The organism is Achromobacter sp. (assembly GCF_049647645.1).
In the GTDB taxonomy this organism is placed as follows: Bacteria; Pseudomonadota; Gammaproteobacteria; order Burkholderiales; family Burkholderiaceae_B; genus Achromobacter.
In genome coordinates this window covers 1-19,207 of sequence record NZ_JBARYB010000274.1, presented here as the reverse complement: position 1 = coordinate 19,207, position 19,207 = coordinate 1, and the positions used below count along the sequence as shown (strand labels likewise).

14 protein-coding genes and 2 riboswitches are annotated in these 19,207 nt (G+C 67.5%); of the genes, 2 read left to right on the top strand and 12 right to left on the bottom strand.

All coding sequences use genetic code 11. The features are described 5' to 3' along the window. Positions 1-8 precede the first annotated feature (8 nt). The 8 genes from gcvP to WBB14_RS31465 form a co-directional block, all read right to left on the bottom strand. Positions 9-2,882, bottom strand: coding sequence for an aminomethyl-transferring glycine dehydrogenase (gene gcvP / locus WBB14_RS31500; protein WP_424243259.1), 2,874 nt, complete (start codon positions 2,880-2,882; stop codon positions 9-11). Between the two features lie 103 nt (positions 2,883-2,985). Further along, positions 2,986-3,363 carry a glycine cleavage system protein GcvH gene (gcvH, locus tag WBB14_RS31495; protein ID WP_042795177.1) on the bottom strand — a complete coding sequence of 126 codons (378 nt, stop codon included), beginning with the start codon at positions 3,361-3,363 and terminating at the stop codon, positions 2,986-2,988. Between the two features lie 99 nt (positions 3,364-3,462). After that, positions 3,463-4,563: a glycine cleavage system aminomethyltransferase GcvT gene (gene gcvT / locus WBB14_RS31490; RefSeq protein WP_424243258.1), complete on the bottom strand. Its 1,101-nt coding sequence runs from the start codon at positions 4,561-4,563 to the stop codon at positions 3,463-3,465. 86 nt (positions 4,564-4,649) lie between these two features. After that, a riboswitch (glycine riboswitch) is annotated at positions 4,650-4,772 on the bottom strand. Between the two features lie 35 nt (positions 4,773-4,807). Then, a riboswitch (glycine riboswitch) is annotated at positions 4,808-4,903 on the bottom strand. A gap of 55 nt (positions 4,904-4,958) precedes the next feature. After that, positions 4,959-5,852, bottom strand: coding sequence for a ZIP family metal transporter (locus WBB14_RS31485; RefSeq protein ID WP_424243257.1), 894 nt, complete (start codon positions 5,850-5,852; stop codon positions 4,959-4,961). A 30-nt stretch (positions 5,853-5,882) separates the two neighbouring features. Then, a complete protein-coding gene (locus WBB14_RS31480) occupies positions 5,883-6,497 on the bottom strand; it encodes a superoxide dismutase (protein ID WP_424243256.1) in 615 nt (204 codons plus the stop codon). 149 nt (positions 6,498-6,646) lie between these two features. Continuing rightward, the gene (locus WBB14_RS31475; RefSeq protein ID WP_424243255.1) at positions 6,647-7,849 is read right to left on the bottom strand and encodes an NAD(P)/FAD-dependent oxidoreductase; all 1,203 of its coding nucleotides are present in this window, start codon (positions 7,847-7,849) and stop codon (positions 6,647-6,649) included. Beyond that, on the bottom strand, positions 7,849-10,110 hold the full coding sequence (locus tag WBB14_RS31470; protein WP_332014417.1) for an arginine/lysine/ornithine decarboxylase: 2,262 nt from the start codon (positions 10,108-10,110) through the stop codon (positions 7,849-7,851). The genes WBB14_RS31475 and WBB14_RS31470 overlap by 1 nt, the downstream gene beginning before the upstream one ends. A gap of 265 nt (positions 10,111-10,375) precedes the next feature. Next, positions 10,376-10,828: a hypothetical protein gene (locus WBB14_RS31465; RefSeq protein WP_424243319.1), complete on the bottom strand. Its 453-nt coding sequence runs from the start codon at positions 10,826-10,828 to the stop codon at positions 10,376-10,378. Positions 10,829-10,941: 113 nt separating this feature from the next. Between WBB14_RS31465 and WBB14_RS31460 the strand changes: the two genes are divergently transcribed. Continuing rightward, complete coding sequence (locus WBB14_RS31460) at positions 10,942-11,460, top strand: N-acetyltransferase family protein (RefSeq protein ID WP_424243254.1); 519 nt, start codon at positions 10,942-10,944, stop codon at positions 11,458-11,460. A gap of 25 nt (positions 11,461-11,485) precedes the next feature. Here the strand turns inward: WBB14_RS31460 and WBB14_RS31455 are convergent, their stop codons facing one another. Further along, positions 11,486-12,727 (bottom strand): diguanylate cyclase, encoded by a 1,242-nt coding sequence (locus WBB14_RS31455; RefSeq protein ID WP_424243253.1) that lies wholly within the window; start codon positions 12,725-12,727, stop codon positions 11,486-11,488. A gap of 166 nt (positions 12,728-12,893) precedes the next feature. Here WBB14_RS31455 and WBB14_RS31450 point away from each other — a divergent pair, with 166 nt between their 5' ends. Then, a complete protein-coding gene (locus WBB14_RS31450; protein ID WP_424243252.1) occupies positions 12,894-13,745 on the top strand; it encodes a GNAT family N-acetyltransferase in 852 nt (283 codons plus the stop codon). A gap of 4 nt (positions 13,746-13,749) precedes the next feature. Here the strand turns inward: WBB14_RS31450 and dcd are convergent, their stop codons facing one another. The 3 genes from dcd to WBB14_RS31435 all read right to left on the bottom strand — a co-directional run. Next, entirely contained in the window at positions 13,750-14,313 is a 564-nt protein-coding gene (gene dcd, locus WBB14_RS31445; RefSeq protein WP_041654363.1) for a dCTP deaminase, read from the bottom strand. A gap of 102 nt (positions 14,314-14,415) precedes the next feature. Continuing rightward, complete coding sequence (locus WBB14_RS31440) at positions 14,416-18,138, bottom strand: translocation/assembly module TamB domain-containing protein (protein WP_424243251.1); 3,723 nt, start codon at positions 18,136-18,138, stop codon at positions 14,416-14,418. Further along, positions 18,135-19,207 (bottom strand): autotransporter assembly complex protein TamA (locus tag WBB14_RS31435; protein WP_424243250.1); only part of this gene is annotated, 1,073 nt, incomplete at its 5' end. The genes WBB14_RS31435 and WBB14_RS31440, both read right to left, overlap by 4 nt.

Genomic DNA, 19,207 nt, shown 5'->3' with positions numbered 1-19,207 from the left:
ATCCGCGCTTACGCGTAGGCTTCGATCGGCAGGCAGGCGCACACCAGGTTGCGGTCGCCGTAGGCATTGTCCACGCGGGCAACCGGCGGCCAGTACTTGGCGTCGCGCAGCGAAGCCACCGGATAAGCGGCCTGCTGGCGCGGGTAGTCGTGCAGCCATTCTTCGGCCAGCAACATCTGCGCGGTGTGCGGCGCGTTCTTCAGGACGTTGTCCTCGGCGTCGCGCTCGCCGCGCTCGACCTGGGCGATTTCCTCGCGGATCGAAATCATCGCGTCGATGAAGCGGTCCAGTTCGGCCACGCCTTCCGATTCGGTCGGCTCGACCATCAGCGTACCCGCCACCGGGAAGCTCATGGTGGGTGCATGGAAGCCGTAGTCCATCAGGCGCTTGGCGATGTCTTCGGCGCTGATGCCGCTGGTTTCCTTGAGCGGACGCACGTCCAGGATGCACTCGTGCGCCACGCGGCCATTGCGGCCCGCGTACAGGACCGGATAGTGGTCGCGCAGGCGGGTGGCGATGTAGTTGGCGTTCAGGATGGCGACTTCGGTGGCGCGACGCAGGCCGTCGGCGCCCATCAGCGAGATGTACACGAACGGGATCGGCAGGATGCCGGCCGAACCGAACGGCGCGGCCGATACGGGGCCGACCTTGGCGTCGCCGGACAGCTTGCCCTGCTCGTTCACCACGCCCGGGAGGTACGGCGCCAAGTGTGCGCGCACCGCCACTGGACCAACGCCGGGGCCGCCGCCGCCGTGCGGGATGCAGAAGGTCTTGTGCAGGTTCAGGTGGGACACGTCCGAACCGAACTTGCCCGGCTGGGCCACGCCCACCATCGCGTTCATGTTGGCGCCGTCCAGGTAGACCTGGCCGCCGGCCTGGTGCACCAGATCGCAGATTTCGGTGACGGCTTCCTCGAACACGCCGTGGGTCGACGGGTACGTGATCATCAGGGCGGCCAGCTTGTCGCCGACCTGTTCGATCTTGGCGCGCAGGTCGGCCAGATCGACGTTGCCGTTGGAGTCAGAGGCCACCACCACCACGTCCATGCCGGCCAGTTGCGCCGAGGCCGGGTTGGTGCCGTGCGCCGACGACGGGATCAGGCAGATGTTGCGCTGATGCTGGCCGTTGGCCTGGTGGTAGCCGCGGATGGCCAGAAGGCCGGCGTACTCGCCCTGCGCGCCCGAGTTGGGCTGCAGGCTGATGTTGTCATAGCCGGTAATTTCGCACAGCGCGGCCGACAGGCGGTCGATAAGCTCGTTGTAGCCCTGGCTTTGCGAAGCCGGCGCAAACGGGTGGATCAGCGCGAATTCGGGCCAGGTGATGGGGATCATCTCGGCGGTGGCGTTGAGCTTCATGGTGCACGAGCCCAGCGGGATCATGGTGCGATCCAGCGCCAGGTCCTTGTCGGCCAGCTTGCGCAGGTAGCGCAGCATGTCGGTTTCGGACTGCACGCTGGAGAACACCGGATGCGTCAGGATGGCGCTTTCGCGCGCCACGCCGGCGGGAATGCCGCCCGCGGCGGCCGCGTCCAGCGCGTCTATGTCGAGTTCGACGTCGTCGCGCTCCAGGCCCGCGGCGAAGACGTTGACCAAGGCCTGCAGGTCAGCCGTGGTCACGGTCTCGTCCAGCGAGACGGCCAGGCGGGCGCCGTCGACGCGGCGCAGGTTGACGTGCTCGCAGTCGGCCGCGGTCAGGATGGCCGGGGTGGCTGCGCCGGTTTCCAGCAGCAGCGTGTCGAAGAAGGTGTCGTTGGCGACCTTCACGCCCAGCTTGATCAGTTCGGCGCGCAGGATGGCGGTGCTGCGCTGCACGCGCTCGGCAATGCGGCGGATGCCGGCCGGGCCGTGCCACACGGCATACATGCCGGCCATCACGGCCAGCAGCACTTGCGCGGTGCAGATGTTGGAGGTGGCTTTTTCGCGGCGGATGTGCTGTTCGCGCGTCTGCAGCGCCAGGCGCATCGCCGGGTTGCCCTGCGCGTCCTTGGACACGCCGACCAGACGACCGGCCATGTTGCGCTTGAAGGCGTCCTTGCAGGCCATGAAGCCGGCGTGCGGGCCGCCGAAACCGAACGGCACTCCGAAACGCTGGGCCGAGCCGACGGCGATGTCCGCGCCCCATTCGCCCGGCGCGGCCAGCAGGGCCAACGCCAGCAGGTCGGTCGCAACGGCCACGATGGCGCCTTGCGCGTGCGCGGCCTCGGCCAGCTTGCGGTAGTCAACCACCGAGCCGGTGCTGTGCGGATACTGCAGCAGCACGCCGAAGCACTCGGGCAGGCCTTCGGCTTCGTCGCCGATGGTGATTTCGATATCCAGGCCTTCGGCGCGCGTGCGCACGACTTCGATGGTCTGGGGATGCACGTGGCGCGAAATGAAGAACACCGGGCTCTTCGACTTGGCGCTGCGACGCGCCAGCGTCATCGCTTCAGCGGCGGCGGTGCTTTCGTCCAGCAGCGAGGCGTTGGAGATGTCCAGCCCGGTCAGGTCGGCGACCATGGTCTGGTAGTTCAGCAGGGCTTCGAGGCGGCCCTGGGAGATCTCGGGCTGGTAAGGCGTGTAGGCCGTGTACCAGGCGGGATTTTCAAGAATGTTGCGCAACACCACGTTGGGCGTCTGCGTGCCGTAGTACCCCTGGCCGATGTAGCTGCGGTAGACCTTGTTGCGGCCGGCGATCTGCTTCAGTTCGGCCAGCACGTCGGTTTCGCTGCGCGAAGGCGGCAGCGCCAGCGGGGCCTGGCTGCGGATCTTGGGCGGCACGACTTCTTCGAGCAGGGCGTCCAGGCTGGCGCTGCCGATGACGGCAAGCATGGCGGCCTGGTCGGCGTCGGAAGGGCCGATGTGGCGGGGAATGAAGTCGGTATGGGTGTCTAGGGCGCGCGACATGGAGAGATCTCGGGATAGCGGGTGTCGTCGAAGGACGGACGGTGTTGCAGCTTGCGGAACGGGCGCGCGACTTGTGCCTGCGCGCCCGATCCGGACTGGCGGCTTAGCCGTTGGCGACGGCTTCGTAGCCGGCGGCGTCGAGCAACTTGTCGGCGTCGGCGGCGTTGACCGGCTTGATCTTGAAGATCCAGGCGGTGAAGGCCGATTCGTTGATCAGGTTGGGGTTGTTTTCCAGTTCTTCGTTGAACGCGACGATCTCGCCGGCCACGGGCGCGTAGATGTCGGAAGCGGCCTTGACCGATTCGACCACGCCGGCGGTTTCACCGGCGTTCAGCTTGGCGCCGACCTTAACGTCGCCAACGAAGACCAGGTCGCCCAGTTGGTCCTGGGCGGTATCGGTGATGCCGACGACGAACACGTCGCCTTCGGCTTTGACCCATTCATGGGACTCGGTGTACTTGCGATCGGTGGGCAGACTCATGGGAACTCCTGAGGGAATGCGGGTAGATGAATGGTGTTGCGCGCCTCGCGCGGGCGGCCGTCGCTCCGAGGGACCGGCGGCTCGCGCGAAGCTTCGAGTTTACGAGTGTTCGACCGCTTTGCCGTTACGCACGAACGGCAATTTGCAGGCCAGGGCAGGCACCCATTTGCCGCGGATGTCGACCTCGACCGTGTCGCCCGGCTTCACGCCTTGCGGCAGGCGGGCAAAGCCGATCGACACGCCCAGGGTGGGCGACATGGTGCCGCTGGTGAGTTCGCCCGTGCCTTCCTTGGTGCGCACGGCCATGTGCGCGCGCATGACGCCGCGCTCTTGCAGCTTCAGGCCGATGAAGGTGGCGGGGGTAGCGAATTGTTCCAGCGCGTCGCGGCCGATGAAGCGGCGCTCGGCGTTCTTCAGGGACACGGTCCAGGTCAGGCCGGCCTGGTCGGGCTGGGTCAGCTCGTCCATGTCCTGGCCGTAGAGGTTCATGCCGGCTTCCAGGCGCAGCGTGTCGCGCGCGCCCAGGCCGCAGGGGCGCACGCCCTGGGCGACCAGGTCGCGCCACAACTGCACGATCTCGGCGGCGGGCAGCACGATTTCAAAACCGTCTTCGCCGGTGTAGCCGGTGCGTGCCACCAGGGTGTCGTCGCCCACGCGGGCGGCCACGAAGGGAGTCAGCGGCTCGCTGGCGGCCTGCCACGCCGGACGCGCGGCCCAGACCTTGGCGCGGGCGTTGGGGCCCTGCACGGCGACCATGGCCAGGTCGCGGCGCGGCGTGATGGCGACGTCGAACTTGCCGGCCTGCTTGACCCGCTGCATCCAGGCGATGTCTTTCTCGGCGGTGCCGGCGTTGACGACGACGCGCCATTCATCGGCGGCGAAGAAATAGATGATCAGGTCATCGATCACGCCGCCCTGGGGGTTCAGCATGCAGCTGTACAGGGCTTTGCCGGGCACGGTCAGCTTGGCGACGTCGTTGGCGACCAGGCGCTGCAGGAAGGAAAAAGCGTCGGGACCGATGACGTCGACGTTCAGCATGTGCGACACGTCGAACATGCCGGCGTCCTGGCGCACGGCATGGTGCTCTTCCAGCTGCGAACCGTAAGCCAGCGGCATGTCCCAGCCGCCGAAGTCGACCATGCGGGCGCCAGAGGCGATGTGTTCTTCGGCCAGCGGGGTGCGTTTGAGGGTTGCGGACATGCGCGGAGACTCCGGGACGGCAGTGTTGCCAGGGTTACGGAATGCCGGTGGTGCACGGCGGCCTGCGCCTGCACGACGGCTGAATCTTCCGCCCCTCTGTCCTTTTGCCTGAGAGTTGCCCCGCGTGGCGGGTTTGCACCTTCGGCGCCTGGGCTGCTCGCTATGTCCCTAGTTCAGGGGCGGCGCCAGGTCTCTCCAGAGTACTGTTTTGCCGGGTCCACACGGTGAGAAAACCGGGACGGGGCAAGCATGGGCGGTATGGGTTACCTGAGCGATTCCGGGCGAATTGCGCCTTCGGCGGCGGCCGGACCTACAGGCCGCTCTCTCCCGCAACATGCGTGACAGCGGCGCAAGCATACAACGAAAGCCGCGGCCAGGGAATGCCCGCGCCGGCCTCAACCCAGCGCCGTATCCAGCAGCATCATCAGCACGAAGCCCAGCATCAGCCCGCAGGTTGCGTAGACCTCATGCCCCTTGCGGTGCGATTCCGGGATGATCTCGTGGCTGATCACGAACAGCATGGCACCCGCGGCAAAGCCCAGCCCCCAGGGCAGCAGCGGCTCGGACCAGCCGACCACGGCGGCGCCCAGCACCGCCCCCAACGGCTCGACCAGGCCTGACAGCATGCCCAGCGCCACGGCGAACGCGCGCTGATACCCCGCAGCCAGCAGCGCCACGGCCACCACCAGCCCCTCGGGAATGTCCTGGATCGCGATGCCAGTGGCCAATGCCGTGCCGCGCATGGCGTCGTTGCCCGCATAACCCACGCCGATGGCCAGGCCCTCGGGCAGGTTGTGCAGGGTAATGGCGAAGACGAACAGCCAGGTGCGGCGCAGGCGGTGCGCCTCGATGCCTTCCCTGCCCTTGATGAAATGTTCGTGCGGCAGGAGACGGTCCATGAGCAGCAGCACCGCCGCCCCCAGCAGCAGGGCGGCGCCTACCGTCAACCCGGCGCCCCAGGGGCCGTAGCCCAGGTCGCGGCCCGCGGCGATGCCGGGCGCCACCAGCGAAAAGGCGCTGGCCGCCAGCATCACGCCGGCTCCGAAGCCGAACATGCTGTCCTGCATTTTTTGCGGAATGCTGCGGGCGAACAGGATGGGCACGGTGCCCAGCGCCGTCGCGGCGGCGGCCACCAACCCACCCAGCAGGGCATCGGCCACGTGCGGCGCGCGCACGTCCAGATAGGCCCACAGCTGGTGCAGACCCAGGCAGGCTACCAATACGGCCAGGGTCCACACGCTGATGCTGGTGGCCGCTGGCCGCACGCGATGACGGCTGAAAGTATTCATGTGCCGCTGCCCTCCTTGCCAGAGATGCGCTCAGCGCTGGGCCGCCGCGTAGCGGCGCGCCACTTCAGGCCAGTTCACGACATTGTAAAAGGCGCCGATGTACTCCGGCCTGCGGTTCTGGTACTTCAGGTAGTAGGCGTGCTCCCACACATCCAGCCCCAGGATGGGCGTGTTGCCCTGCATCAGGGGGCTGTCCTGGTTGGCGCTGCTTTCTACCGTGAGCTTGCCGGCCGGCGTGACCGAGAGCCAAGCCCAACCGCTGCCGAAGCGGGTCAGCGCGGCCTTGGTGAAAGCGTCGCGGAAAGCCGCCAGGCCACCCAGCTCGGATTCGATGGCCGCCGCCAGCGCGCCGTCCGGCTCGCCCCCGCCCTCGGGGGACATGACCGCCCAGAACAAGCTGTGGTTCGCATGGCCGCCGCCATGGTTGCGCACCGCGCCGCGGACGGCTTCAGGCAGTTGCTCCAGCCGCGCCACCAGGGACTCGACGGGCTCGTCAGTGGCGATCCCGGCGCCCTCCAGCGCGGCGTTCAGGCTGTTGACGTAGGTCTGATGGTGCTTGCTGTAGTGGATCTCCATCGTCATCGCGTCGATGTGAGGTTCCAGGGCGTCGTAGGCGTACGGCAGGGGCGGAAGGGTGTAGGCCATGCATGTCTCCGTGGGATCCGCCCCCCTGTTCAGGGTTTAGATCATTATCAGAAACATAAATGATAAGTATTTTTATTTAATATAACAACGGCAGCCTTCCAATTCCTGCCATAGCGCCCGCCTATCGGCGCCATGACCCGTCGAAAAAGCTAGAGCGCCTTGCCGCAGGCGACGCCGGAGGCCCAGGCCCACTGGAAGTTGTAGCCGCCCAGCCAGCCCGTGACGTCCACGGCCTCGCCGATGAAATAAAGCCCGGCGGTGGTCTTGGCCTGCATGGACTTCTGATCCAGGCCGCGCGTGTCCACGCCGCCGCGCATCACTTCGGCCTTTTTGTAGCCGGCCGTGCCGCTGGGCACCAGGGTCCATTGATGGATGTCCTGGGCCAAGGCGCGCAGGGTCTTGTCCGGTGCGTCCGCAAGGCGCAACGCCGCCAAGCCGGGCTTGCCGCCCTGCTCCGCCAGGTGCAGCCAACGGTCGGCCAGACGCTTGGGCCAGAGGCCCGCCAGCACCGTATGCAGCTGCTGCCGGTTGCCCGACTTCGACGCCAGCAGCTCCTCGGCCAGGTCGCGGCCGGGCGCCAGATCGATCACGATGGGCTCGCCGGGCTTCCAGTAGCTGGAGATCTGCAGGATGGCCGGGCCGGACAAGCCGCGGTGGGTGAACAGCAGATCCTCGAGGAATTCGCCGCTGGCCTTGCCCTGCCCCGTCCGCAGATTGACTTCCAGCGCCACACCGGACAATTCGGCCAAGGGCTGCCATTGTGCTGCGTCGAAGGTCAGCGGCACCAGGGCGGGCCGGGGCTCGACTACCTTCAGGCCGAACTGCCGCGCGATCTTCAGGCCGAAATCGGTGGCGCCCAGCTGGGGAATGGCCATGCCACCGGTGGCCACCACCAGTTTCGCGGCGCGGATCGGGCCCTGGCTGGTGCGCAGCTCGTAACCCTGCTCGCCATGGCCGATCTCGGCCACCGAGCATCCCATGCGCCACTGCACCCTGCCCGCATCGCACTCGGCGCGCAGCATCTCGATGACGGATTCGCTGGAGTCGTCGCAAAACAACTGGCCGCGATGCTTCTCGTGCCAGGCAATGTGGTGGCGCTTCATCAGCGCCAGGAAGTCCTGCGGCGTGTAGCCCGCCAACGCCGAGCGGCAGAAATGCGGGTTCTCAGACAGGAAGTTGGCGGGGCCGGCGCCGATATTGGTGAAGTTGCAGCGGCCACCGCCGGAAATGCGGATCTTCTCCGCCAGGCGTTCGGCGTGGTCGACCAGCACCACGCGCAAGCCGCGCTGGCCGGCGACCGCGGCACACATCATGCCCGCGGCGCCGGCGCCGAGTACTGCTACATCGAACATCAGTCTTCGATCAGGCAGTCGACGTAGTAACGCTTTTCGCCGTCCGGACCCACTTCGTCGGCCAGGCCGTGGATGTAGGTTTCGAAGCCGGGGAAGCGCTGGTTGAACTCGCGCGCGAACTGCAGGTACTGGACGATGGTGCGGTTGAAGCGTTCGCCCGGGATCAGCAGCGGGATGCCCGGAGGATACGGCGTCAGCAACACGCCGGTGACGCGGCCTTCCAGCTTGTCGATGTCGACGCGCTCGACCTCGCGGTGCGCCATGCGGGCAAACGCATCCGACGGCTTCAGGGCCGGCACCATGTCGCTCAGGTACATCTCGGTGGTCAGGCGGGCCACGTCGCGCTCGCGGTAGGCCTTGTGGATCTCCTGGCACAGATCGCGCAGGCCCATGCGCTCGTAGCGGCGATGGTCACGGCAGAATTCCGGCAGGATGCGCCACAGCGGCTGGTTGCGGTCGTAGTCGTCCTTGAACTGCTGCAAGGCGGTCAGCAGCGTGTTCCAGCGGCCCTTGGTGATGCCGATGGTGAACAGGATGAAGAACGAATACAGGCCGGTCTTCTCGACCACCACGCCGTGTTCCGTCAAGTACTTGGACACCAGAGCCGCCGGGATGCCGGTTTCGCCGAAGCTGCCCGACATATCCAGGCCCGGGGTGATGACCGTGGCCTTGATCGGGTCCAGCATGTTGAAGCCTTCGGCCATTTCGCCGAAGCCGTGCCAGTGGTCGTTGGATTCGAGAATCCATTCGTCGCGGTTGCCGATGCCTTCGGAAACCAGGCGGTTCGGGCCCCAGACCTTGAACCACCAGTCGTTCTTGCCGAACTCGGACTCCACCTTGCGCATGGCGCGGCGGAAGTCCAGGGCTTCGCGGATGCTTTCCTCGACCAGCGCGGTGCCTCCGGGCGGTTCCATCATGGCGGCGGCCACGTCGCAGGACGCGATGATCGCGTACTGGGGCGAGGTGGACGTGTGCATCAGGTAGGCTTCGTTGAAGACGTTGCGGTCCAGCTTGCGGGTCTCGGACTCCTGCACGATGATCTGCGAGGCCTGCGAAATGCCGGCCAGCAGCTTGTGCGTGGAGTGGGTGGCGAACACCATCGCATCCTGGCTGCGCGGACGGTCCACGCCGATGGCGTGCATGTCCTGGTAGTACTCGTGGAACGACGCGTGCGGCAGCCAGGCTTCGTCGAAGTGCAGCGTGTCGACATAGCTGCCGAGCTGCTGCTTGATCATTTCCACGTTGTAGATGACGCCGTCATACGTGCTTTGCGTCAGCGTCAGGATGCGCGGATTCTTGTTCACCGCTTCGCGCGCGAAGGGGTTGGCCTCGATCTTCTTGCGGATGTTGTCCGGGTGGAATTCTTCCAGCGGGATCGGACCGATGATGCCCAGGTGGTTGCGCGTGGGACGCAGGAACACCGGGATCGCGCCCGTCATCGTGATGGCGTGCAAGATCGACTTGTGACAGTTGCGGTCCACCACCACCACGTCGCCCGCCGCCACGTTGGCATGCCACACCACCTTGTTGGAGGTGGAGGTGCCGTTGGTCACGAAGAAACAGTGGTCGGCGTGGAAGATGCGCGCGGCATTCAGTTCCGACTCGGCCACGGGGCCGGTATGGTCCAGCAGCTGGCCCAGTTCGTCCACGGCGTTGCAGACGTCGGCGCGCAGCATGTTCTCGCCGAAGAACTGGTGGAACATCCGTCCCACTGGGCTCTTCAGGAACGCCACGCCGCCGGAGTGGCCGGGGCAGTGCCAGGAATACGAGCCGTCCTGCGCGTACTTGACCAGTTCTCGGAAGAACGGCGGCGGCAGGCTGTCGACGTAGCTGCGGGCTTCGCGGATGATGTGGCGCGCCACGAATTCGGGGGTGTCCTCGAACATGTGGATGAAGCCGTGCAGCTCACGCAGAATGTCGTTCGGGATGTGCTCGGAAGTGCGCGTCTCGCCGTACAGGTAGATGGGGATGTCGGCGTTGCGGAAGCGCAGCTCGCCGATGAAAGCGCGCAGGTTCTTGATAGCGCTTGCCACGTCCTCGGGCGAGTCCACGTCGAACTCTTCATCGTCGATCGACAGGATGAAGGCGCTGGCCCGGCTCTGCTGCTGGGCGAACGAACTCAGGTCGCCGTAACTGGTCACCCCGATCACCTCGACGCCCTCGGCCTCGATCGCCGCGGACAGGGCGCGGATACCCAGACCGGACGCGTTCTCGGAACGGTAGTCTTCGTCGATGATGAAAATGGGGAAGCGGAATTTCATGCAGGCGCTCCTGGGGGCAAGGCGGTTCGGACGCTTATCGCGGCGCGAGTGTACTTCTAGTAAAAATCCGCCTGATGACAGACGGCGCGAGCACCCGCCAGGGCGGCGGGAATGGCCGAATTGTAGGGCTGTTTTTCTTACAGTCCTAAGGGAAATCCCGGAATGGCCCGGACGGCCGTTGTCATCGCGCCAAAAGCGGACGCTTTCAGCACAGAAACCCGGGCCGCGCCGGGGAGCAAACTGGCGCCCGCAGGGCTGCGGGACGCTAACGGATGATGCTGGCCTCGCCCGCCTGCAAGGCCGTCAGGAACTGTTCGAAATAGGGCGGGATGGCCTCGGCGGACCCGTAACGGATGCGCCGTTCGACCTTGGCGATGGCGCCGAAGCAAACCTCGGTTCCGGGTTCGCCGCAGACCAGCACCACCGGATCCTCGTCGTCGCACACTTCGTACAGGCCGCCATGCGCGCGGCGTCCCACCTCGTAGAGGTAAGCGGCGGCGCCGACAGTCTGCATGGGGGTGAGAGGCAGGGTCCCTACGTGGGCAGCCTCCAGCGCTTCGTCCAGGGCATGGACGCTGGACGGTGTGTAATCCAGCACGGCGCCGGTAGAGCCGGCTGCCTGGACAAATTCCTGCGCGGCATCCGCCACACGCGCCACGAACTCTTCCTGGACTTCGTCGCGCTTGGCGTCCTGGTTTATCTTGAGGAAACCGAACATCATTGGCTCCTTTGTGAAAACCGCAAGCGGCGTTAGGACCATTATAGGCAGCGTGCCCCCCTATACTGCCCAAACCGCAGCCAAACGTTCCCTATTCCCAACACTTGCCGCCCATGTCCCCTGCCATCGTCCGACGCCTTGTTCCCGCCGATGCCGCGCCGTTGCGCCAATTACGCCTGGATGCCCTGGTGGAAACCCCCGAGTCATTCGGATCGAGTTACGAAGAGGAACACACGCTGACATTGGAGGATATCCGCGGCTGGATCCTGCCCTCGGACGACAGCGCGATGTTCGGCGCGTTTTGCGGCGAGGCCCTGACGGGCATCATCGGCGTGGGCCGGCAGCGCAAACTGAAGATGCGCCACAAGGCGCACATCTGGAGCATGTACGTGGCGCCGGCGCAGCGCGGCCAGGGCCTGGCCCGGCAGCTGATGCAAGCGGCGATCGCCCACGCCGCGGGCATGCGCGGCATCCGCCAGGTGCAGCTGAGCGTGACCGCCAACAATCTGGCGGCGACCGCCCTGTACCTCAGCCTGGGCTTCACTGAATACGGCCGCGAACACGAGGCGCTGTGCGTGAACGGTGAACTCTACGACGAAGCGCTGATGGCGCTGCCGCTGGCCGGCCGGTAATCGCGCCGCGTCAGGCCGGGCCGCGTCAGGCCGGGCCCATGCGCCGCCGCGTGCTGTAGGCCCGCACCTGGTTGCGGCCTTCGTCCTTGGCCTTGTAGAGCGCCTGATCGGCCGCCTTGATCACCGCCTCCGGCGCGCGCAGGGCGTCGCTGCGTTCGGCCACGCCTATGCTGACCGTCACCCGCAGCGGCCGCATATTGCGCGCATCGCGCCCGCTGCGGCGGCGCAGGCCGATCTGGTCGGCCTTGGGGCGCGCCGGCTTGTCGCGCAGCCGCATCTGGTAGGCCTCGATGGCGCGCCTGACGCTTTCCAGGTGCGGCATGCTTTCCGCCGCGGTCTTGCCGGGAAACACCAGCGTGAATTCCTCGCCGCCGTAGCGGTAGGCGTGGCCGCCGCCGGGCACGCGCCGCAACTGGGCCGCGACCATGCGCAGCACCTGGTCGCCCACATCGTGGCCGTGGGTGTCGTTGAACGCCTTGAAGTTGTCCACATCGGCCATCGCCAGCGTGTAGACGCGGCCCATGCGTTGCAGCCGCTCATTCAGCGCGCGCCGGCCCGGCAAGCCGGTCAGCTCGTCGCGGAACGCCATATGGAAGCCTTCGTGCGCCAAGGAAATACACAGCGCCGTCAGCGCCGCGGTGGACATCAGCGCCAGTTCGACGGGATGCTCCGCCCCGCGCGGCAAGGCCCAGGCCATGCACACGAAGCCCAGCCACTGCCCTGCCTGCTGCGGACGCCCATAGCGCAGCAGCAGCAGCGTCAGCGTCAGGCCGGTGGCCAGCAACGCGATCAGCCCTTCGATCGGCACGCTCAGGTGCGCCAGCCGCCCCTGCACCGACAACATGCCGAGCAGATCGCTCACGCCGTCCTTGCCGGTCAGTGCAATCGCCGCCGCGCCGGCGGCGATCAGGCCGATGCGGGCGGCCAGGTCCAGTAGCATGCTGGAACGTTCGGACCACAGGGCGTTGATGGTGTAGGCCAGCGACCACCATGCCAGCGCCGGCCCGACGGCCCACGGCGCTTCCGTGGCCAGCGCCGGCCAGCCCGCCGTCGCGGCCAGCACGCTGAGCATCAGAACCATGGTCTGCGCGCGCTGGTACATCAGGCACACGGCGACGCCGATCAGCGCCATGCCCCAGGGCACGAAGGGCACGATCTGCGCCAGCGCCGGCGGCCATTCCCGCCACAACAGCAGTCCCACCGCGGCGGCCACCGGCAGCGCAGGATAGAACAACAGAGGCAGCCAGGGGATATGGGGGTAACGCACGGATCGGGGCTTTTCTAACGCTTGCGGAAGTGACGTCGCCAAATCGGCAAACACATGTATTGTCTTTTACGGACGCGGCGGCGATGTTCTTTAGCGCATTGGCAAGTAACACCGGGCGCGGCGGCCATGATATGTTTTTCGCCCCTACCCAGCAGACGACATCCCCATGCGCATCCTGGTCAACATCGACGTGCCCGATCTCGAACACGCCATCGACTTCTATCACCGCGCTTTCGGCCTGACGCTGCGACGCCGGCTGGGACCGAAGGCGGCCGAGATGGCAGGGGCCGAGGCGCCCATCTATCTGCTGGAAAAGGCCGCTGGCACGCCCGCGGCCGGCGCCACGCGCCAGCCGCGCGACTATGCGCGGCACTGGACGCCAGTGCATCTGGACGTAGTGGTGGAGGACGCCGACCGCGCGGTCGAACAGGCGGTTGCCGCTGGCGCGCGCCTGGAAGATGCCGCTGTTTCGCATGCCTGGGGCCGCATCGCCCACCTGAGCGATCCCTACGGCCACGGCATCTGCATCCTGCAGTTCCTGGGCCGGGGCTACGATGAGGTCGCCACGCCGCAGCTACAGTACTCGCCGGTTTCGGAAGCCGATTTCGAAGACCTGCTGGCGCTGCGCATCGAAGCCATGCGCGAAAGCCTGGAGCGCCTGGGGCGCTTCGATCCCCAGCGCGCGCGTTCGCGCCTGCTCAGCACCTTCCGGCCGAAGGATACCTGGTCCATCGAGCAGGACGGCCAACGGATAGGGTTTTACGCGCTGCGCCCGGATGGCGACGGCCTGCGCCTGGATCACCTGTACATCCGGCCCGCCGTCCAGGGGTCAGGGTTGGGCAGCCAGGTCATGCGGAAGATCCTGCTGGAGGCCGACCGCCTCGGACTGCCGGTGCGCCTGGGTGCGCTACGGGATAGCGACTCGAACCGCTTCTACCGCCGGCACGGATTCGTCCAGACCGGCGAAAGCGAATGGGATATCGACTACCTGCGCGCGCCGCCCGGGCGCGCGGAGTGAGGCTTCAGGTGCGCGGCAGGGTCACGCCGCGCTGGCCCTGGTACTTGCCGCCGCGGTCGCGGTAGGAGGTCTCGCAGACTTCGTCGCTTTCCAGGAACAGCATTTGCGCGCAGCCTTCGCCGGCGTAGATCTTGGCCGGCAGCGGAGTGGTGTTCGAGAACTCCAGCGTGACGTGGCCTTCCCATTCGGGTTCCAGCGGCGTGACGTTGACGATGATGCCGCAGCGCGCGTAGGTGCTCTTACCCAGGCAGACCGTCAGGACGCTGCGCGGGATACGGAAATACTCCACCGTGCGGGCCAGCGCGAAGGAATTGGGCGGGATGATGCAGACGTCGCCCTTGAAATCCACGAACGAGCCTTCGTCGAAGTTCTTGGGATCGACGATGGTGGAATTGATGTTCGTGAAGATCTTGAATTCGTCCGCGCAGCGCACGTCATAGCCGTAGCTGCTGGTGCCGTAGCTGACGATGCGCCCGCCATTGGCCGTGCGGACCTGCCCTGCTTCGAAGGGTTCGATCATGCCGGCTTCGGCCTGGCGGCGGATCCAGCGGTCGCTTTTGATGCTCATGGTGGGAATGGTGCTAGGGAGAATGGAATGGACGCCATTTTATCCCGAGTGCGGATAGCCCCGCCGGCAGGGCCGGGCGGAACGATGCCGCCCGGCCCTGCCTCAGTTCCCCCAGAAGGTCCGGTAGACCAGCGCGATGCCGTTGACCGCTCCGCCCTTCAGGTCCACCGACAGGCCGCGCGCCAGCCGGTAGCTGGCCCGGCCGACGGTATCGCTGCCCGCGAGCGCCTGCTCCACGCTCAGGGTGATACCGTTGGCGAAGGTCTTGCTGGCCACCAGGAACTGCGTGGCCAGCTGGCTGTCGCTGTCCCGGTTGACGTCGCCAGCCACCGTGCGGTCCGGCAGGATGCTGCCCGAGCTACCGATGTTGCCGGTCTTGATGCTGACGTCGTCCAGGCCGAACTGCTTGTAGAACGGCTGCCCGCCGCCCAGCAGCGCCGTGCCCACCGACATCAGCAGCGCGGCATCGCCGCCGCTTTCGTCGGGGCCCCGGCCCAGCAGCAGCCAGGAGAGCTTTTCCACGTCGCTGACGTCCGGATAGGACACCAGGTCGATGCGCGGGCGCTGCGCGGTGCCGACCACCTTGACGCCCGCCTCCACCTGTTCGCCCGTGCGCAGCGCCTCGATATCCAGCAAGGGGTTGTCCAGGCGGCCCTGGAAGGTCAGCGTGCCGCGGCTCAGGCGCAGCTTCTGGCCGTAGGCCTCGATGCCGCCGCCACGGGTGCGCAGCGCGCCCACGCCGGTCAGGCGCCCGTCCTGCAGCAGGATCTGGATGGAGCCCAGCAGGCCGGCGTCCAGCCCCATGCCGGTGATGTAGAACCGCGGCCCCATGTCGAACTTGAGGTTCATGCTGGTTTGCAGCGGCGTGGAGACCGTTCCGGGGTCGTCGCCCGGCCGGCGCACCTTGACGTCGTCATCCAGCGAAGGCACGCCCTGCAGGATTTCCAGGCTGAACCAGCCCGCGTCCGCCTTCAGGTCGCCCACGATGTCGATGCGCGGCATGGCCGCCTTCAGGTCGATGACGCCGGACACCATGGCGTAGCGGTCCGAGCGCTGCAGCGCCGGGAACCGGTACAGGGTCAGCCGGATATCGCCGCCGCCGTCGATGAAATTCCATTGCCCCTTGGCCTCGGCGTAGCCGCCCTTGGCCTCGGGGTTGGTGGTGATCCACTCCTTGGTGCGCCATTCGGCCGGCATCACCCGCAGCGAGGCCGGGAACCGCAGGCTCTCCAGCACCACCCGGTCGCCGTCCAGGCGCGCGGACAAGGTGCCGTCGATCAATCGCACGCCGTCGTCGATGCGCACCACGCGCAGCTTGTCGCCGCGGATGTTGCCGGTGGCGGACCATTTGCCCGCCAGGGTGCCTTGGGCTTCCAGATTGGCCTTGACCGAGCCGCCGACTTCCATCGAGTCGCCCACGAACAGGCTGACCCAGGCCAGGTCGGCAATGTCGGCGTCCAGCTTGGCGCGCAGCGGCTGGCGCGGGTCCAGCGCCATGCCGCCCTTGGCGTCCACCACCAGCACGGCGGTGCCGGTGCCGTTGACCACGCCCATCTTGTCGGTCGCCAGATTGACCTTGGCGTCCAGGCGGCTGGCGTTGGCGGCGGTCGGCGTGGCCGTCAGGTCCAGCACCAGCGCCCGCAGGCCCAGCGGAATGGGAGGATCGCCGGGGATCAGCAGGTCGCCCTCGCGGCGCGCGATACGCGCCTTGCCGCCCAGCCGGCCGTCGAACTTCAGGTCCCACAGCACGTCCAGCGCGATGCGGCGTTGGCCTTCCGGCACCATCGCGTTCACCCGGCCGGGCCGCTTGCCCAGCTTGGCGGCGGCCTCGGGATCGACCGCACCGATCACCTGCCGCGCCATGGCGGCCGTGATCACCAGGTTGTCGGCCTGGCCGGCGGTTTCCCAGCGCTTGCCGCCGCCGCGCGAACCCTGGTGCGCCAGGACCACGCGCTCCTTGCCGGGCAGAGTCAGGCTCAGCGCCGTCTGCCCTACCTGCCATTGCCATTGCGGCTCCACGGCGGACGGCAGGAAGGCCAGCGTAACCGGCCGGTCCGCGGACACGGTGAAACCGGCGGTCTCGGCCGTCAGCCGCGAGAACGTGCCGCGCCAACCCGCCAGCGCCGCGTCTGGCGTGCCGGCCGGCCCCTTGCCCCAGGAACCGGCAAAAGCGATGTTGGCCTTGGCGGGAGCCTCGCCCAGAACCCCCGGGCGCGGCTTGGGCGGCGTGTAGCCGGCGGCAAGCTCGCCGCGGTGCGCGGCCAGCGTGCCCGCCAGCTTGCCTTTCAACTCCGCGCCGCCGGGGATGCCGGGCCAGAACGCGTCCAGCTGCGGCGCCTGGGCGTCCAGCGATAGCGCGCCGTCCCTGGCGTCCAGCTCGCCCTTGGCCTGGATCCGGTTGCGGCCCAGCTTCAGGTCCACCTCCAGGCCGTGGATGCGCAGCCCGGCGAGCGGATCGGCGTCGGGAGCGACAGGCGCTGCGCCGGCCGCGGCGGCATCGGTCGACGAGGCTGCTGCGGCGGTCTCGACCGCCGCAGCACCGGCCGCAGCGATATCCACCTGGGCCTTGAGCGCCCCGGTCAGGGGCTGCTTGTTCCAGCGCGTGCCCTCTTCGAAACGCAGGTCCACCGCGGCATGGCGCAGCTGACTCAGGTTCTCGATGTCGGCCTGCACGTCGCCGCGCACCGTCAGCAACGCGGGCGGAATGTCCTTGCCCAGCCAGGGCGACAGATCCAGGCGCTGGGCGCTTATCGTGCCTGCGATGCGCTCGCGGCCCGCGCCCTGCGCGGTATGGGATTGCAGGTCGAGCTGCGCGGCCAGGGTCGATTTGTCGGGTAGTTGCGCCTGCGCCCGGGCGCTGCGCAGCACCAGCGCCGTGCGCGGTGCCAGGTCGGCGGTCAGGGCCAGCAGCAGCCCGGAGCCCTCGCCGTCCAGCTTGGCCTGGATGCCGTCCAGCGAACCAGCGGCGTCGGCGCGTAGCGCCACCTGGCAGGCGGGCCGGGGCGGCTCGGACGGCATGACCTCGGCTTCGTGCTTGGGATCGGCCTTGGCCGCAGCTTTAGGGTCGGCCTTGGCGCCAGCCTTGGGATCAGGTTTTTTGGCGGCGCTCGTCTGGCGCTCGTACACGCCGCTCAGCTTATCGGCCTCGCACAGCGGCGAATCAGGGCCGGTTCCGCGCGCGGTCACGTCCAACCGTGCGGCGAACGGCCAGGGATCGGCCATGCCTTGCAGTTCGGCCTGGCCGGAGATGTCCGCCTGGGCGGCCTCGTGGCCCACGCGCAGGCTGGCGATGCGCAGCTGCGCGCCCTGCTTGCCTGCGGCGAAGGTAGCGTCCAGATTGCCCAGCGTCACGGGCAGCGGCTGGCCGCCCTGCTCCAGCTGGAAGTCGCCCAGCGCCACTCGGTCCACGGCAATGTCCACCGGCAGTTCCGGCAGCGCGAACGGCTCGCCGTCGTTCTCCGCAGGCGCCGTCTCGGGCGATGAGGCCAGGCCGATGTACACCGAACCCGCCGAAACCTCGCGCACATGCAGCAGGCGATCGCCCAGCGCGCGCCAGTTCACGTCCAGATGCAGGTCGGTGATGTCGACGCGGGTGCCGCCCGCGTCGAGGTCCAGCTTGCCCACGGACACGCCGCGCAGCAGTGAGCCGTTCACGTCCAGCGCCTGGCCGTTCAATTGCTGGGCGGCCGTGGTCAGGAGCAGCCGCGTGCCGTTCTGCGACCCGACCAGCCAGAACAGAAAGCCGCCCGCCAGCACCGCCAGCATGGCCAGGCCAGGCAACCACCACACCAGCACATGGCGCAGAAATTTGCGCAGCCCCTTCAAAACGCGATCCCCAAGGAAAAGTGCAAGCGCAGGTCGCGGTCGCGCTGGCCGTAGGCCAAGTCGAGGAATAGCGGACCGGCCGGCGTGCGCACCCGCGCGCCGACGCCGTAGCCCACCGCCATCGACATGTCGCCGAACGATTCCGCGGCATCTCCAGCGTCCACGAACACGCCCATGCCCCAGCGTTCGTTGAAATAGTGGTCGTACTCGATGCTGCCGACCAGCAGCGTGGGCGCGCCCACCACGGCATCGTCTTGCTTCACGCCGATGCTCTGATACTTGTAGCCGCGGATCGAACGCGCGCCGCCCGTGCGGAAACCGAAATCGTCCGGCACCCGCACCTTGCTGTTGGACCACACCCGGCCGACTTCGCCGCGCACGGTCAGCACGTCCAGCTTGCCGATGGGCCACCATTTCTGGGCGCGCAGCCGGGCGCGGGTATAGGGCTCGCCGGTATCCAGCGTCACGCCCACGCCGCCGCCCACCGCGATCAGGTTGCCTTCGCGCGGGTCGTACTTGTTGTCCACGTCGCGGCGCAGCCATTCGGCCGTCGCGGTCAAGGTCGGCAGCGTGTACTGGTCGCCGCCGTCGATCTTCACATGGTCCTGCGCCAGCAGCAGGCCCCAGCGGGTCTCGTATTCCACCCGGCTGTTGCCCGCGCCCTTACGCTCTTGCAGGCGCGTCGCGCCCAGGGCGTAACGGGTCACGTCCAGCCCCTGGATGTCCGAGTGGTCGTACAGCGCGCCGAAGGAATCCTTGTAGCCACGCTGGTTCGGCGGCAACAGGAAGTCGGCGTAGACGCGCTGCTGCAGCCGGTCCACGCTGAAGCCCGTCTCCATCGTGAGCGGCTGGCCGAACACCACGTTCTGGCGGTATAGCGACTCCACCCGCACGCCGGCCTCGTCGTCCACGCCGATCGATCCGGTGAATCGCTTGGGCGGCGCTTCCACCACCCGCACCTGCACCGGCAAGGTCACCTCGCCGTTCGAGTCATAGGCGGGCGGCGGCGGCGGCATGGCGCCGGACACGGCGGGGTCGCCCGCCGGCGTCGACGCGGCCAGGTCGGTCG

What these genes read in the sequence shown, in the direction of transcription:
- WBB14_RS31450 (WP_424243252.1), top strand. Translation starts at nt 12,894, where the DNA reads ATGCGCATCCTGGTCAACATCGACGTGCCCGATCTCGAACACGCCATC.
- WBB14_RS31465 (WP_424243319.1), bottom strand. Translation starts at nt 10,828, where the DNA reads ATGTTCGGTTTCCTCAAGATAAACCAGGACGCCAAGCGCGACGAAGTC.
- gcvT (WP_424243258.1), bottom strand. Translation starts at nt 4,563, where the DNA reads ATGTCCGCAACCCTCAAACGCACCCCGCTGGCCGAAGAACACATCGCC.
- WBB14_RS31485 (WP_424243257.1), bottom strand. Translation starts at nt 5,852, where the DNA reads ATGAATACTTTCAGCCGTCATCGCGTGCGGCCAGCGGCCACCAGCATC.
- WBB14_RS31470 (WP_332014417.1), bottom strand. Translation starts at nt 10,110, where the DNA reads ATGAAATTCCGCTTCCCCATTTTCATCATCGACGAAGACTACCGTTCC.
- WBB14_RS31475 (WP_424243255.1), bottom strand. Translation starts at nt 7,849, where the DNA reads ATGTTCGATGTAGCAGTACTCGGCGCCGGCGCCGCGGGCATGATGTGT.
- dcd (WP_041654363.1), bottom strand. Translation starts at nt 14,313, where the DNA reads ATGAGCATCAAAAGCGACCGCTGGATCCGCCGCCAGGCCGAAGCCGGC.
- WBB14_RS31480 (WP_424243256.1), bottom strand. Translation starts at nt 6,497, where the DNA reads ATGGCCTACACCCTTCCGCCCCTGCCGTACGCCTACGACGCCCTGGAA.
- WBB14_RS31460 (WP_424243254.1), top strand. Translation starts at nt 10,942, where the DNA reads ATGTCCCCTGCCATCGTCCGACGCCTTGTTCCCGCCGATGCCGCGCCG.
- gcvP (WP_424243259.1), bottom strand. Translation starts at nt 2,882, where the DNA reads ATGTCGCGCGCCCTAGACACCCATACCGACTTCATTCCCCGCCACATC.
- gcvH (WP_042795177.1), bottom strand. Translation starts at nt 3,363, where the DNA reads ATGAGTCTGCCCACCGATCGCAAGTACACCGAGTCCCATGAATGGGTC.